Origin of the sequence: Nannocystis punicea, from assembly GCF_026965555.1 — a bacterium.
GTDB classification, from domain to species: Bacteria; Myxococcota_A; Polyangia; order Nannocystales; family Nannocystaceae; genus Nannocystis; species Nannocystis punicea.
In genome coordinates this window covers 8853753-8869396 of record NZ_CP114040.1, presented here as the reverse complement: position 1 = coordinate 8869396, position 15644 = coordinate 8853753, and the positions used below count along the sequence as shown (strand labels likewise).

The 15644-nt window shown below is 71.2% G+C and carries 11 protein-coding genes; 6 read left to right on the top strand and 5 right to left on the bottom strand.

The window, feature by feature from the left end:
* The first annotated feature begins 63 nt into the window (after positions 1–63).
* Together asd and O0S08_RS33905 are read left to right on the top strand one after the other, a co-directional pair.
* A complete protein-coding gene (gene asd, locus O0S08_RS33910; protein ID WP_269033575.1) occupies positions 64–1005 on the top strand; it encodes an archaetidylserine decarboxylase in 942 nt (313 codons plus the stop codon).
* On the top strand, positions 1002–1649 hold the full coding sequence (locus O0S08_RS33905) for an Mpo1-like protein (protein ID WP_269033574.1): 648 nt from the start codon (positions 1002–1004) through the stop codon (positions 1647–1649). The genes asd and O0S08_RS33905 overlap by 4 nt, the downstream gene beginning before the upstream one ends.
* Here the strand turns inward: O0S08_RS33905 and O0S08_RS33900 are convergent.
* From O0S08_RS33900 to O0S08_RS33885, 4 genes are all read right to left on the bottom strand, one after another.
* Complete coding sequence (locus O0S08_RS33900) at positions 1624–3279, bottom strand: aminotransferase class III-fold pyridoxal phosphate-dependent enzyme (RefSeq protein ID WP_269033573.1); 1656 nt, start codon at positions 3277–3279, stop codon at positions 1624–1626. The genes O0S08_RS33905 and O0S08_RS33900 overlap by 26 nt on opposite strands.
* Positions 3276–5894, bottom strand: a complete 2619-nt coding sequence (locus tag O0S08_RS33895; protein WP_269033572.1) for a glycosyltransferase — start codon at positions 5892–5894, stop codon at positions 3276–3278. The genes O0S08_RS33900 and O0S08_RS33895 overlap by 4 nt, the downstream gene beginning before the upstream one ends.
* Before the next feature lie 274 nt (positions 5895–6168).
* Complete coding sequence (locus O0S08_RS33890; protein WP_269033571.1) at positions 6169–7170, bottom strand: isopenicillin N synthase family dioxygenase; 1002 nt, start codon at positions 7168–7170, stop codon at positions 6169–6171.
* A 1-nt stretch (position 7171) separates the two neighbouring features.
* Positions 7172–8455 (bottom strand): PAS domain-containing protein, encoded by a 1284-nt coding sequence (locus O0S08_RS33885; RefSeq protein WP_269033570.1) that lies wholly within the window; start codon positions 8453–8455, stop codon positions 7172–7174.
* A gap of 950 nt (positions 8456–9405) precedes the next feature.
* Between O0S08_RS33885 and O0S08_RS33880 the strand changes: the two genes are divergently transcribed.
* Positions 9406–12369 carry a carboxypeptidase regulatory-like domain-containing protein gene (locus tag O0S08_RS33880; RefSeq protein ID WP_269033569.1) on the top strand — a complete coding sequence of 988 codons (2964 nt, stop codon included), beginning with the start codon at positions 9406–9408 and terminating at the stop codon, positions 12367–12369.
* A gap of 45 nt (positions 12370–12414) precedes the next feature.
* Here the strand turns inward: O0S08_RS33880 and O0S08_RS33875 are convergent, their stop codons facing one another.
* Complete coding sequence (locus O0S08_RS33875) at positions 12415–13077, bottom strand: TetR/AcrR family transcriptional regulator (protein WP_269033568.1); 663 nt, start codon at positions 13075–13077, stop codon at positions 12415–12417.
* A gap of 59 nt (positions 13078–13136) precedes the next feature.
* On the opposite strand from O0S08_RS33875, the gene O0S08_RS33870 reads away from it, so the two are divergent.
* From O0S08_RS33870 to O0S08_RS33860, 3 genes are all read left to right on the top strand, one after another.
* Positions 13137–13973 (top strand): SDR family NAD(P)-dependent oxidoreductase, encoded by an 837-nt coding sequence (locus O0S08_RS33870; RefSeq protein ID WP_269033567.1) that lies wholly within the window; start codon positions 13137–13139, stop codon positions 13971–13973.
* Complete coding sequence (locus tag O0S08_RS33865; RefSeq protein ID WP_269033566.1) at positions 13970–14371, top strand: cupin domain-containing protein; 402 nt, start codon at positions 13970–13972, stop codon at positions 14369–14371. The genes O0S08_RS33870 and O0S08_RS33865 overlap by 4 nt, the downstream gene beginning before the upstream one ends.
* A gap of 245 nt (positions 14372–14616) precedes the next feature.
* Positions 14617–15240: a hypothetical protein gene (locus O0S08_RS33860; protein WP_269033565.1), complete on the top strand. Its 624-nt coding sequence runs from the start codon at positions 14617–14619 to the stop codon at positions 15238–15240.
* The last annotated feature ends 404 nt before the right edge of the window (positions 15241–15644 follow it).

Here is a 15644-nt window from a genome sequence, read left to right as displayed (position 1 = left end):
AACACCGATCGCCAACACTTCGCGCTCAAGCTCCATCGTGACCGCCCCCGGCGGCAGTACGCCATGGATCGAGAGTCGAGCCCCCCGACCGCGCGCCCCGCCGCGGAGCTGTCCGCGCTCGCCCGCCTGTTCTTGCGCGAGGACCTCAACTTCCTGCTGACCAACCGGATCCCGCGCCGCTACGCGACGCTGCTCATGGGCTGGTACAGCCGGATCGAGAGCCCGCTGCTGACCCGCCTCTCGCTCGCGGTGTGGCAGCGGTTCGCCGGCGACCTCCGGCTCGACGAGGCGAAGCGGCGCGAGTTCACCAGCCTGCGCGACTGCTTCATCCGCGAGCTGCGGCCCGGCGCGCGGCCGATCGACCCCGACCCGACCGTCGTCGTCAGCCCGTGCGACGCGGTCGTCGGCGCCTGCGGGCGCATCGACGGCACCGACCTGTTCCAGGCCAAGGGCTTCCCGTACACCCTCATGGACCTGCTGCGGGACCGCGAGCTGGTCGAGAAGCACCGCGACGGCACCTTCGTCACCCTGCGCCTCAAGTCGAGCATGTACCACCGGTTCCACGCCCCCTGTGATGGGCGGATCCGCCGGGTCGTCTATGTCTCCGGGGACACGTGGAACGTCAACCCGATCGCGCTGCGTCGGGTCGAGCGGCTGTTCTGTCGCAACGAGCGCGTCGTCCTCGACCTCGAGCTCGACCAGCCGGGCCGCGCGATCACCATGATCCCGGTCGCCGCGATCCTGGTCGCCAGCGTCCGCCTCCACTTCCTCGCCCACCCGCTCGACCTGCGCTACCGCGGCGACAACCGGATCGCCTGCGACGCCGCGTTCGTCCGCGGCCAGGAGCTCGGGTACTTCGAGAACGGCTCGACGATCCTCGTGTTCGCTACCGGCGGCTACCGCCTGGCCGACGCGGTGGTCGAGGGCGCGACCCTCCGCGTCGGCGAGCCGCTGTTCACGACCTCCCCCGCCGCCAGCCCTCGACCGCCAGGAGAGCCCGCATGACCGAGTCCACCGTTCGCGCCCGCCCGTTGTCGTTCCTCGAGGAGCTGCGAGAGCAGCGCTGGGACGACCATCGCTATTACCACCGCAGCCGCGTCAACCAGGCGCTGCACCTCTTCAGCGCCTGCTGCTTCCTCGCCGCCTACGTCCTGATCCCCGTCAACCCGATCGCCGCCGCCCTGCTCGGATGGGTCATCGCCATGTGGTCACGCCAGATCGGCCACTTCTTCTTCGAGCCGAAGGGCTACGACGAGATCAACCAGGCCACCTTCGCGCACAAGGAGGAGATCAAGGTCGGCTTCAACCTCCAGCGCAAGCTGGTGCTGCTGGCCGCGTGGTCGGTGATCCCCGCGCTGCTGTGGATCAGCCCGTCGCTGTTCGGCGCGATCCGCCCGCACGTCGACTGGCGCGGGTACCTCGATCACGTCGGTTGGTCCTGGCTCGCGCTCGGCTTCGTCGGGCTCGTCGGGCGCACGCTCTACCTGTGCCTGACCCGCAATGCGCAGACCGGCGCGGTGTGGTTCACCAAGATCCTCACCGACCCGTTCCACGACATCATGCTCTACCACAAGGCCCCGCTGCAGCTGCTGCGGGGCGAGTGGCTCGATCCGATGGATCACGTCATCCACGGCCGAGGCGAGCGCTGACCAGCTCGCGCAGCACGCGGCGCTTGATCGCCCGGTCGGTCAGCCCCGCCGGGCTCGACCACCAGCCGTCGGCCAGCATCGCCGCCGCGCCGTCGCAGATCCGCCGGGAGATCGCGGCGAAGTCGGCGTCGGTCAGGTCGTGGCTGAAGATGAAGCGACCGGTGCCGACCCAGCTCATGCTCAGGCCGGCCGCGCGCAGGTAGAACTGCAGCATCCAATTGTAGCGGCTCGGCCGCGTGTACAGGGTCGTCCACACCGAGGTCAGGTTGACGAACCGCACCGGCGCCTCGAGCCGCGCCAGGCGCTCGTTCAGCGCCGCGGCGCGCCCGTCCCACAGCGCGTCGAGCCCCGCGTACGCGCCGCGCACCGCCGGCTCGTCGAGGTGACGCAGGAACTCGTTCATGGTCGCCATCACGTAGGGGTGCGAATTGAAGGTGCCGCGGGCGAAGCAGATGTCGGCCGGGCGGTCGGGGCGGAAGCGCCGCATCAGCGAGCGGCGCCCGCACAGAACGCCGACCGGGAGGCCGCCGCCGACGGTCTTGCCGTAGGTCACGAGGTCGGCGTGCACGCCGAAGTACTCCTGGGCGCCGCCGAGGGCCAGGCGGAAGCCGAGGAACACCTCGTCGAAGATCAGGACGATCCCGCGGGCGCTGCAGACCTCGCGCAGGCGACGGAGCCAGCGGCGGTAGGCGGCGCGGTCGACGTGCGCCGCGCGGTCGCTGGCGACCAGCGTCGAGTCGGAGGCCGGGGCGGCGTTCGGCGCCATCGCCTGGATCGGGTTGACGAGCACGCAGGCGATGTCGTCGCGGGTCCGCAGCACCTCGAGCGTGGTCTCGTCGAGCTCGCGCAATGTATAGACCTCGCCGGCGGGCCGCGGATTGCCCACACCCGCCTGCACGCCGTCCCACCAGCCATGGTACGCGCCGCAGAAGCGGACCACGTGCGAGCGGCCGGTGTGATAGCGGGCCAGCCGCACCGCCTGCATCACCGCCTCGGTGCCCGACATGTGGAACGACACCTCGTCGAGGCCGGACACCGCCTGCAGGCGGCGGACGTTGTCGAGCACGATCGGGTGATAGGCGCCGAGCACCATGCCGAGGTCGCGCGCCTTCTCGACCCCGCGGTCGATGCAGCGGCGGTAGAAGTCGACCCCGAACAGGTTGACCCCGTACGAGCCGCCGAGGTCGTACGACCAGTTGCCGTCGAGGTCTTGCACGCGGGCGCCGTCCGACGCGGCCACCAGGCAGCCGAGCTTCAGGTGCGCGCGCACGTGCCGGCGGTACTGGAACGGCACCCGGTACATGTCGACGAATGCGACGTCCGACAGACCCTGGGCCAGCTCCTCGCTGCGCGCCAGAGTCTGCGGCGCGCGGGCCTGCAGCAGCGCGGCGAGGCGCGAGAAGCCGTCGCGCCGGCGCGCGACCACCTCGGCCGGCGCGCCGTCGCCGGCGAAGAACTCCGACTCGTCGTATTCGCGCAGCGGGACCATCCGGGCCACGCGCAGCGCCATGCGCGGGTGCCCCGGCAGCGACCCGTGCTTGGCGCGCGACAGCAGCAGCCGCGCCTGGCCGCGCCGGACCGGGTCGAATCGACGGACCCGCTCGAACCATTGTTGCCACGTGGAAGTCATGCCCGCGCCTCCGTCTCGAACTGCGGCGCCGCCAGGTCGAAGCAGGCCCACGGCGGCGCCTCCGCGGTCGGCTGTTGCTGTTGTTGCTGCAAGCGGCGGCGATACGCCTCGGAGTCGAGGATCGCCGTGAACGGCTCGTCGAGCCGGTTCGCCTCGACCAACGCGCGCGCCCGCTTGCCCATCGCGCCGCGCGTGGTCGGGTCCATCAGCACGGTCATCGCGGCGCACAGCCCCGGCACGTCGCGGCCCGTCACCTTGAGGCCCGTGAGGCCGTCGCGCATCAATTCGGCCGGGCCGCCGACGTCCGAGACGATCACCGGCAGCCCCGACGCCTGCGCCTCGAGCGGCGCGTTGCCCCACGTGTCGGTCGTGCTCGGGAACAGCTTGACGTCGGCCGACGCGATCGCCTGCGACAGCGCCTCGCCCTGCAAGAAGCCGGTGAAGGTCACCGGCAAGCCCTCGAGCTGGCGCTCCAGCTCGCGCCGGTACGGCCCGTCGCCGACGACGATCAGGTGCGCGTCGGCCCGGGTCTCGCGCAGCTTGCGGTACGCCTCGGCCATCAGGTGCAGGTTCTTCTCCACGCCCACGCGACCGACGTAGATAAACTTCACGCGCGCGTCCTCGTCGACGAGCCCGAACCTGTCCCAGAAGCCGCGCGTGCGGTGACGGGGGTGGAAGCGCTCGGTGTCGACCCAGCGGTCGAGGATCAGCAGCTTGCGGTTCCGCAGCCCGCGCTTGTGCAGCAGCCGGGCGATGAAGCGCGACGGCACCAGGACCTCGTCGACCGAGTGGTAGAACAGGATCATGTAGCGCCACGCCAGCGCCTCGAGGCTGACGTCGCGGGTGTAGTTCTCGACGTACTCGGGGAAGCTGGTGTGGTACGTCGCCGCCGTCTCGATCTGCAGCAGCTTGGCCGCCAGCAGGCCCGCGAGGCCGATCGTCCCCGGCGTGCTGATCTGCAGCTTGGTGAAGCCCGACTCCTGCATGTACTTGATCAGGTCGAGCAGCGGCGGGAAGCGGATCTTCAGGCCGTCGTACTCCGGGAAGTCGAGCGTCGCCACCGAGGTGAAGATCTTGAGCCGGCCAGCGGCGATGAAGGCCGCGATCTCCGGGTCGGCGCAGCGCTCCTCCTGCTCCACGGCGCTCAGGCAGGTCACCACGGTGAACTCGATCCCGCGGCGGACGGCCTCGCGCAGCATCCGCAGGATCGTCGCCGAGACGCCGTTGATCTCGAACAGGGTGTCGGTGACCAGCACCACGCGCGGCCGGTCGACCAGCTGGAACGCCTTGCGCACGTCCTTGACGATCATGCAGTCCGAGCTCTGCTGCAGGAACGACACCAGGTACGGCAGCGACACCAGGATGTTCGACGACAGCAGCGCGATCGCCTCCTTGAGCGCGCCGACGAAGCTGCGGCGCGACGAGGCGCGGACGTTGTCGAGGTAGCGGGCGAAGATCCGGTTCACCAGCGTCCCGACCACCAGGAAGATCCGGTCGTCGGTCCGCTCCGCCGCGGCCAGCCGCGCGCGGAACTCGGCGTCGGCCAGCAGCGCGTAGACCTCCGTCTCGAGCACCCGCTCGAACGGCTCGCCGCCGCGGCGCTCGCCGGCGGCGACGCGCACGAGCTGGTGGAGCAGCACCTTCGCGCGCAGTCGCAGCTGCTCGAGCGGGCCGTCGAGCTCCGACTGGAAGACCATGCGCAGCAGGGAGTGGATCGGGCTGCCGACCGGCACCAGGGTGGCCATGCCGCCGCCGCTGCGCTGCACGCTGCCGTCGTGCAGCAGCTTGAGCAGGCCGTTGGCGAGCGTGACGGGCCCGCCGTGCACGCCCCCGGGCCGGGTCTCGCGGCGGCGGATCGATTCGACGAGGACGTCGGGGGTGACGCGGCCGACCGCCTCGAACTCGGTCCAGGTCCGGCCGGGGTTGATGCCCGCGTGGTCGTCCGAGCCGCCGACCAGCGCCTTGAGCCACGGGGTCGCCCCGCCGGGCAAGAGCCCGTGCTTGTCGGCCATCCGCTCGATCGTCGCGCGGTCGAGCGAGCGCACCAGGTGGGCAGTCAGCTCGTTGAGCGCCGGCGTGCGCGAGCCGTTGCGGACCTCGATGCAAGGGCACAGCAGCAGCGCCCGCTCGACGTGCTGCACCGTCAGCGCGCCCTCGCGGCCGTACGGCCGGTTCTGCGTGCTCATGAGCGGGTGCGTCATGAAGTAGGCGAGCTTGTTGTCGCCCGGCCGTTCGCCGGCGATCTGCTCGTCGATCCACGCGATCATCTCGTAGATGTTGCTGCGCAGGCGGTGGATCTCGGCGAACTGCGCCTCGGTCATGTTGGCGACCGTGACGTGGATGTTGCAGCCGTCCTCGGGGAACGTCGTCGTCATCTCGGCGCTGATGAACACGTCGGCGAGCCCGGCGTCGAGCAGCTCGCGGACCCCGTCGATCGAGTTGTGGTCCGTCAGCGTCACCAGCGACATCCCGCGCTGGCGCAGCAATTGGTACAGCTTGCGCGGGTCCGAGTACGACTCGGGGATGGCGAACGCGTTGGCGGCGTAGTAGTCCGTGACGTTGGACGCGCGCGAGTGCAGGTGCAGGTCGACCTTGTGGGTTGTCACTCCGTTCACGGGCAGCGATCGAAGCACACGCATGTGTGCGCAGTGCATTCGCCAGATCACGAACGTGAAACAGATCGACTGGCCGGGCGGCCGGTCTGCGGCCTGACGTCGGGCGGTGGCCGTCCTGTCGCCGGACCCCTGCGCCGGCCGTGGCATCACGGTGTTAGAGTTCGCGAATCGCGGCCGACGGGCGCTCGCGGCGTCCTATCCTTTATCGAGATGTCCGTATGGACATGGAACCGCGGACGGACCGTCGCCGCCCCTGCTCGCAGGGCGCGGCCGATCACACGTTGAGGTTCTTGGCCTTGGTCATCTTCATGAACAGGTGCTCGCCCGAGGTGGTGCGGCCGTACTTCGGCGGGTGGTCGGGGCCGCAGCAGCTGGCCAGGGGGATGACCTCGGCGTCGTAATTCGGCTGGTGGAAGAACACCATCGATTGCCGGCGGGTGCTGCCGCCGGCGTCGGGGGGCGGGTTTGTGACGCGATGCATGGTGGAGCGCCAGCGGTCATTGGTCCACTGGGCCATCAGGTCGCCGATGTTCATCACGAACGCGTCGGAGGGCACCCGCACGGGCGCCCACGAGCCGTCCTCGCGCTGGACCTCGAGGCCGCCGGGGGCGTCCTCCATGCTGAGCAGGGTGAGGCTGCCGTAGTCGGTGTGGGCCCCGGCGCGGAGCTGGTTCGGCTGCGGCGGGGTCGACTGGTGCGGATAATTGAGGGCGCGCAGGCAGCTGATGTTGCGGTCGACCTTGTCGTCGAAGAAATCGACGGGGAGCGTCAGGGCGCTGGCGAACACGCGCATGAGTCGCCAGGCGACGCGGTCCATCTGGCGGTAGAACTCGGTCCAGCTGGCGGCGAAGTCCGCCACCTCGCCGGGCCAGGTCGGGTCGGGCATGTACATGCGCCCGAGCTGCGAGGTGAAGTAGGCCTCGTCGCCGCGGTCGATGCGGCCGACGGTGTACGTCTCCTTGAAGTCGGGCACCGACTCCTGGTCGAGCGAATACGCCAGGCCCTCGGCCCCGAGGCCGCGGTAGCCGACGAAACCGCCGGGCGGCGCGGCGTAGCGGTCGCGCAGCGCCAGCTCGAGGTCGAAGAAGGCGCGGGCGCTGCGGTGAGCCGCGTCGATGACGTCCTGCGGCACCCCGTGGCCGACCACGACCACGAAGCCGAGGTCGCGGCAGGCGCGGTCGAACGCCGCGGCCACCCCGGCCGCGCCGGGGGCGTCGCCGTCGCCGAAGGGAAGCAGGTCGATGACCGGAATCTCCGAGGGGATGACGTTGCTCATATCAATGCTCTCCTGCCGCGGCGCGGCGGCTGCCGGCTCTTCGCTCGCGGATCCGCGTGAGCGCGTGGCCGATCCCGTGTTGCAAGGTCTGGCGGACGGTGATCTGTCGCAGCGGCGAGTCGAGGTCGGCCATCGTGCTCGCCACCTGCGGCGAGATGCCGGTCAACACCGCCTCGACGCCGAGCATGCGCATGGCCCGGACCGTCTGCATCAAGGCGTCGACGATCTCGGCTTCGACGGAGCGCACGCCGGTGAGGTCGAGGATGACGACCGCGGCCCGGGTGGCCGTGACCCGCTCCAGCAGGACGCCGGCGATCTGCTGGTTGCGCTCGCGGTCGATGGCGCCGATCAGCGGCACCGCGAGCACGCCGTCGGCGATCGGGATGATCGGCGTCGACAGCTCGAGCAGCGTCTTGCGCTGGGCCCGGATGACCTCCGCCTGCAGGCGGAGGTGCTCGCTCTCGGCGCGGCGCATGTCGGTGACGTCGGTGGCGATGGTGCCGACTGCCTCGACCTCCCCGCCGTTCATGCGGATCGGAAACATGTGGGTGAGAAACACCTTGCTGCTGCCCTCCCACGGGACCGTCTGCTCGAGCACGAGGGTGGCGCCGCTGCGGAACACCTCCGCGGTGGTGTCCATCATCGCCTCGGCCGCGCCCGCCGGCAGGATCTGGGGCACCCGCTTGCCCAGCACGTCGCCGGGCGTGCGCCCGACCTGACGCGCGGCCTCGTGGCTGACGAGGACGTACGTGTTCGTGGCGTCGGTGGCGAGGATCGCCAGCGGGGCGTTCTCGACGATCGCCTGCAAGACCGACTGGGTCGCCTTCAGCGTCGCCTCGGCGCGCCGCTGTTTGGTCAGGTCGGTCGAGATCCCGCCCTGCGCGATCAACCTGCCGGCGGCGTCGAGCACGGGGTACTTGTACGAGCGGAAGAAATGCATCCCGTCCTCCTGCGGGAGCAGTTCCTCCTGGGTGAAGGTCTTCAGGCTCTCCACGACCTCGCGATCGGCGACGCGGAACGCCTCGTAGACCTCCTTGGGGAACACGTCGCAGTCGCGGCGGCCGATCACCTCGTCGCGCGACAGATGGGTCAATCTCTCGTAGGTGTTATTGATATGGGTGAAGACGCCGCTCGCGTCGCGCAGGTAGATCACCGAATCGACGTGATCGATGGTGGTCTGCAGCAGCCGCTCCAGCCAGTCGCGGTGATCGTCCTGCTCGGCGATCCGGCGGCGAAGAGCGGCGTTCTCCGCCTGCAGGCGGGCGATCTCGGCATTCTCACTCATCGGCGTCCGGTCACTTGAACACACGCGGCGGAGGCCAGGGTGATGCCTCCCCCCCCGACCACGCGAGCTTGCCTGAGGTCTCGGGACCCCATGCGCGTCGACGAGCAGGCGTGATCGTCGCTGTCTGCATACCTCGGCTCACGCATGCGAGTCCTGACTACCGACCTCGATCGACGGGCGGCGCTCGTGTCGCACGGTGCTTCGGCGCCTCGAGGAGTCGTGCGGACGATGCTCGGCTTTTCCGCCCGAGCAAAGGCGTGCGCCTCGCACGAGGTGGGGCGCTCCGCGGAGTCACGAGGAATGTGAGTTCATTGGCAGGAGGTGTGCGCGGTGGACGATGCCCGCGCCGCTCCGCAGCGGAGTGATCGATCTCCCGGGTTTGGCCGCGCGCGCAGGGCCTGCGGCCAGGGCGCGGCGGGAGCTCCGCCGGCGCGGTCGGGGCGCACCCGCGAATCGCCGGTGGTCGCCGTATCATGGGTGTCGGGGCGGATCGTGCCAGCGCGAATGGTGAGTGCGTGGAGCGGTCTTCGATCACGAGCGCGGCGTCGTGCCCGCGCGAATGGATGGTGGGTGAAGGCGTGCGATCGACGATCACGGGAGTCGGGTCGTGCCCGACGCGAATGAGGCGTGGAGTCGACGACCACGGGCGTCGGCTCGCGGCAATCACGGGTGTCGGCGCAGAGCCTGATCGGCGGCAATCATGGGTGTCGGAGCGATGTTTCCGACATGTGTGAATCCTTTCACGGGCGCACGCGCGCAGGCGCGCAGCGGTCGAAAGCCGCGTAGAAGCGCCTCCTGGACCTCCTGGAAGCCGGCGGGATGTGCGCGCAGGCTGCTCGGGCGGTCGCCTGACGGGAGGATTCGGCGGGGTTTCGTGTTACGGTGACGGTGCGGGCGGCTGGCCGTATCTGGACAAATGTGCAAGCCGGCAACGACAGGATCTTTCAGACATGACCCAAGCGACACGGAGGTTCATGACCGCGGCGGCGATCGCAGCGATCGCGCTGTTGCTGTGGTGGTGGTCGGCGAGGCGGAGCGGCGAGGAGGCGACAGGGCCGGAGGGAGGGCAGGCGGCGAGCGGCGGGGCGGCGATCGACATCGGCCCGATCGTCGACGGGGCGAAGCTGCCGCGCCTCGATCCGCGGCTCGCCGAGCGCGCGGCGATCTCCGGGCACGTGCGTGAAGCCGACGGTCGAGCGCTCGGCGGGGCGACGGTGTGCGCGGGCAGCTCGGCGCCGGGATTGAGCAGCAAGGAGCAGGCGGCCCGCGCCTGCACGACCAGCGCGGGCGACGGCAGCTATCGCATCGAGGGGCTCTTGCCGGTGCCGCAATTCGTCCACGCGAGCGCGCCCGGGCACGTGCCGGATCAGTATCGATCGGGCCCGGGCCGGCGCGCGCGCACGCTGGTGACGCTGCGCGCGGGGCAGGAGACTGCGGGGATCGACGTGGTGCTGCAGGCCGGCGGGGCCGAGCTCAAGGGGATCGTGCGCGACCTCAGCGGCGGGGAGCTCGAGGGGGCGCTGGTGTCGTCGGGGCTGGCGTACGCGCGCTCGGCCGCCGACGGGACGTTCACGCTGTGGGTGGCGCCGGGCGAGACGTACATCGAGGCGGAGGCCGACGGCTACGCGAAGGGCTGGATGATGGGCGTGGCGCCGGGGACGACCTTCGAGCTGGCCTTGACACCGGAGTCGGTGCTGGTCGGTCGCGTGGTGCGGGCGGAGGACGGCTCGCCGGTCGCGGGCGCGGGCGTCTACGCGGAGAAGCACCTCGACACGTTCGCGTATGCGGTCTCCGACGCGAGCGGCCACTTCCGCGTCGAGGGCCTGAAGCCGGGGGCCTACAAGCTCGAGGCGTTCCACGACGAGGCCTACGGGCGGGCGGCCGAGAGCGCGGTGCTCGGGCTCGGCGAGACGTCGGAGCCGATCGTGATCCAGGCGCACCCGGCGTACCTGGTCGAAGGGACAGTCACGATCGCGGGCGGCGACTCGTGCGAGCACGGCTGGGTCCGCCTGCGCGACCCGAAGGTGGGGGCGCGCGGGGCTCAAATCGAGGCCGACGGCCTGGTGCGGCTCCGCGGGGTCCTGCCGGGGACGTACGAGCCGCAGGTCGAGTGCGACACGTACGTGGCGCAGCCGTCGTACGAGCCGGTGACGGTGGTCGACGCGGCGATCCGCGGGCTGCGCTGGGAGGTCCAGCCGGGGCAGGCGATCCGCGGGCGGGTGGTGCTGTCCGGAGGGACAGCCGCGCGCGGGCTCCACGTCGGCGCCGAGCCGCAGCCCGATCCTTCGGCGCCGCGGGCCCAGACGACGCGCGCGTGGTCGTCACGCACCGGCGAGGACGGGCGCTTCGAGCTGCTCGGGCTGCTGCCGGGGCATTACCGCGTGAGCGCGTCGTCGAACGAGCACCCGCGGTCGGAGCCGCCGCTGGAGGTCGACTTGCCCCCGGGACAGGACCTCGAGGACATCCTGGTGACGCTGCCGGCGACCGGCGAGCTGCGCGGGACGGTCAAGGACAGCGAGGGCCTGCCGGTGAAGGGCGTCGAGGTGTTGCTCCGCGGCGGCCAGCAGGAGCTGCCGAGCGCGCGCACCGTCGACGACGGCAGCTTCCGCCTGCCGCACGTGCCGGCGGGCTCGTACCGGGTGCAGGCGATCAGCGCGTGGCTGCCGCTGCAGGCGCCCGGGACCACCGACGACGACGTGCAGGGGACGTCGGTGACGGTCGCCACCGGCGAGGTGGCGGAGGTGAAATTGGTGGTGGAGTCGCAGCACGGGCGGATCGTCGGGCGCGTGGTCGACTCCGCCGGCGGGCCGCTGTCGGACGCGTTCGTCGAGGCGACGCGCGAGAGCGACAGCGCGGCGGCGGGGGCCGGCGACGCGCTCCGGGACTCGCGCTGGACGTTCGGCGGGGCGGAGACCCGCAAGCTGACCGACCAGGACGGGCGCTTCGAGCTGAGCCGGCTGGGCGACGGCAAGTACACGTTGGTGGCCCAGCGTCGCGGCGGCGGCGAGGGCTCGGTCGAGCACGTGGCGACCGGCAGCGAGGTGGAGATCAAGATCGCCGACGCCGGCTCGATCTCCGGGACTGTGCGGATCCAGGGCGGCGGGGCGCCGGAAGAATTCGAGGTGACGCTGTACGACGCGAGCACGGGCTGGCGCAGCGGTGACAAGTTCTTTCGGACAGGTGGTGCATTCCGCTTCCCGGAGGTGCCGCGCGGCAACTACAGCGTGACCGTCGAGTCGGCCGAGGGCGCGAGCTCGGCCAAGACGAGCGTGGCCGAGGGCGGGCGCGCCGAGGTGCGGGTCGAGCTGCTGCCGTTGCTGACGGTGCGCGGGCGATTGATCGACGCGCTGTCGAGCCAGCCGGTGCCCGGAATGGAGGTCCGGATCCGGGCGCGCGGCCAGGTGCACATGTTCACGATGCACGACAATACGCCGCGCAACCAGACGTCCGACGCGGAGGGCCGCTTCGAGGTCGAGAAGGTGGCGGCCGGTCCGGCCGAGGCGATCGTGCTGCCGAAGGACTGGGTCGACAATGGTTACGGCTGGTCGAACATCGTGCTGGAGGTGCCGAGCACCGGCGCGACGTCGGTCGAATTGCCGCCGTTGCGGATCGCCAAGAAGCGCGTCTCCGAGAACGAGGGCCCCGGCGACCTCGGATTGCGCGTACGACCCCCCGCTCCCGAGACCGAGCCGAGCGAGGCGAAGCTGATCGTGGCCGCGGTCCGCCCCGGCGGGCCTGCGATGCGCGCGGGGCTGCAGATCGGCGACGAGATCGTCAGCGTCGACGGCCAGGACGTGACCGGCCTCAACGGCTACCTGTTCCACGAGCTGTCGGCGGTGCCCGCGGGCACGACGGTCAAGATCGGGCTCGGCCGCGGAGCGACGATCGAGGTGACGGCCGATTCGATGAAGTGAGCGGGAGCGGGCGAGCGCGACATTCGTAGGAGCGCGGGTGACTGCTCACCGCGCAGCCCGGCTTCGCGGCGGGCGCCGCTCGGCGGGCGTCGGCGGGAACAGATAACCGAGCACCAGGGTCGTCGCCTCGGCCTCGAGCCGGGACGTGCCGATGAGGTCGGGCTGCTCGATCACGGCGCGGTGGGTGAGCGCCTCGACGACGGTCTCCACCACGAACGCCGCCAGCTTCACGTCGGGCACCGCGAGGCGGCTGCGGTGGCGCTGCAGGAAGCGCTCGAGCATCTCGGTGAGCTTGTGGCTGGTCGCCATCGCCTTGGCGATCCGGCCGACGCGCGGGACCTGCTCGACCAGGATCTTGTGCAGCGCGGGCGCGATCCGGTGGGCGTCGAGGCCGGCGCGCACGAGGGCGCGCACGGCCGACACGGGGTCGTCGGGATCGGCCGCCGCGAGGGCGCGCTCGGTGCAGGCGATGATGTCGGCGGCGTGGCGCTCGACGAGCGCGGCGACCAGCGCCTCCTTGTTCGGGAAGTATTGATAGAGCGACCCGACGCTGACGCCGGCCCGCTCGGCGACGGCGATGGTGGTGGTGCGGTCGTAGCCGCGGGCGAGCAGAACGCGAATGGTCGCCTCGAGGATCGCCTCCACCATCGCCCGCGAGCGCTCCTGTCGCGGCGTCTTGCGCGGCCTCGTCTCGATCTTGGTCCTCACGGCCGGTCCTTTCGCGAACGCGAATGGCGAACGCGAATAAACATTCGCATACTGGGGGCATGAACGACAAGCTCCTGGATCCTCCTGTCGCGCTGGTGACCGGCGCCTCCTCCGGACTCGGGCGCGCGACGGCGTCGCTGCTGGCGGCGCACGGCTACCGCGTGTTCGGGACCAGTCGGACCCCGTCCGGCGTCGCCTCCGCGCCGTATCCCGTGCTCGCGCTCGACGTCCGCTCGGACGCGTCGGTGGCGGCCTGCGTCGCCGAGGTGGTCGGCGCCGCGGGGCGGATCGACGCGCTGATCAACAACGCCGGCCAGGCGCTCGTCGGCGCCGTCGAGGAGACGTCGATCGCCGAGGCGCAGGCGCAGATGGAGACGAATTGCTTCGGCGCGCTGCGGATGATGCACGCGGTGCTGCCGGAGATGCGGCGCCGCGGCGCCGGCCGGATCGTCAACATCAGCTCGCTCGCCGGGGTGGTGCCGCCGCCGTTCCTCGGCGCCTACGCGGCCAGCAAGCACGCCCTCGAGGCGCTGTCGGAGTCGCTGGCCCACGAGGTCCGGCCGCACGGCGTGCACGTGTCGCTGATCGAGCTCGACGGGATGCGCACGGGCATCGCCTTCGCGCACGCCGGCCGGAGCGAAGCGGACTACGCGGGGCCTCGCGACCGCATGCTGAGGCGGCTCGTGCACATCACGAGCGCGGGTGGCGAGGACCCGTCGCTGCTGGCCCGGTGCGTGCTCGAGGCGCTCCAGAGCGAGGCGCCGCGGCTGCGCTACGGCCTCGGCCCGAAGGTCGCGGCGCTGCTCGAGGCCCGGCGCCGGCTGTCCGAGGCGGAGTTCCTGCGCGCAGTGGTCGCTCCCCTGGGCCTGTGGGACGCGCCGGGAGGTGCAGCGTGAAGGTCCTCGATCTGCCCGCGGCCTTCGGCGCCGCACCCACGGCTCCGGGCGCCGCGCTGTTCCTCGCGGCGTTCGTCGCCGGCCCGTGCCGGGTGGGAGTGGTGGCGCGGACCCGCGGCAGCACCGACGGCGCCTGGGAGCGCCACGACGGCGGCGACGAGCTGCTGGTGATCTTCAAGGGGCGGGCGCGCTTCACGATCGAGCCCGTCGACGGCGCGACCGAGGTCGTCGAGGTCGGACCGGCGCAGGCGCTGCTGCTCCCCCGCGGCGCGGCGCATTCGGCGGAGGTCCTCGAAGACCTGCAGGTGTTCTTCGTCAGCCCCGGCGAGGGCAACCACGAGTGGAGCGCGCCGACGAATGACGCCATTCGCAGCGAGCACGGGCTGGCGCAGCGGTGACAAGCTCTTTCGGACAGGTGATGCCGCAGAGTCGCGCGAGCGCCGCCACGCATTTGCCGCCATCGGCGATCCGGGTGTCCCAGGTCTTGCGGAGGATGTGCGTGCTGGGCCAGGGCAGACCGCCACGCCGGGGTTCGATCGCGCCCGAGACGCATGATCTCGGTTGCGTGACTCGCGGGGACGTGCGCCGACGTACTCGCGCCAGGCCGTTCCGCCGCGACCGCGCGGTCCAGTATGATCTCTCCATGAATCCTCTCCGCGCGCACATCTTCCTCCTCGTCCTGGCCGCCGCGTGCGACGGCGGACAACCTGGTCCTTCCAACATGCCCGCAGAGACATCCAAGTCGGCGCCCGCCGCCGCGCCCGGACCGGCTGCCGCGGCCGAGCCGGCGCTGTTCACCAGCAAGGACGGCCTGGTCGCGGCCCCGCGCCCGCCCGGCGACGGCTGGGAGTGCGTCGAGCAGACCGCGACCGATCCCGGTCAGGAGGCGACGCTCATCAAGTGCCGGCAAACCGACAGGGCGCGCTTCTTCTTCCTGCTGGCCAAGGACTACGCGGTCCCGCCCGACCAGGTCCGCAGCGCCGAGCAGCTGGCGACGGACGTGTTCCCGTCGACGTACCAGAAGCTGTTCGAGAAATTCGAGATCCTCGAGTCGAAGCCGACCACCCGCGCCGGCAAGCCGGGGCACGATCTGCGGATCTCCGCCGTCCATGCGAGCATGGGCGAGATCCGCAAGCGCGAGCTCGTCCACACCGCCGGCAACCACGTGTTCGTCGTCAGCGCCGAGGGCCTGCCGGACGTCTTCGACGCCGAGTCGAGCGCGATCGAGGCGTGGTTCTCCGGCGCGCAGTTCAAGAACCTGCAGTAGGCGCCTGCGGGCGCCGGTGACCTGTCCTCGGGACCAGGCAGAGCCTGGACCCGGTGGCGGGCGGCTCGAGCGGCGGGACGCCCCGACCCCGACGTGCACCGCGTTACAGGTGGGGAGACGTCCCAGGCTCGAGCCGTCGGACATGGCGGTGATCGATGACGACGCGCGCGCCGCTGATGGCCCGCGTCGCCATCAGGGACGCGCTCTTTCGATGCGCCCGGCCCGCCGTCGGCGTACTTGAAGCGGCTCGGCGCCTTGAGCTGCTCGAGCCAGCGAGCTGCTCGAGAAGGCATCGTCGACTGCGAGACAGCCGCGCTTCACGACCGGCGACGACCCGCAACTCGGGCAGATACCGCGAGATGATGCTCGACGACCGGGAGACGACGTTACGGGGTGGAGACGGT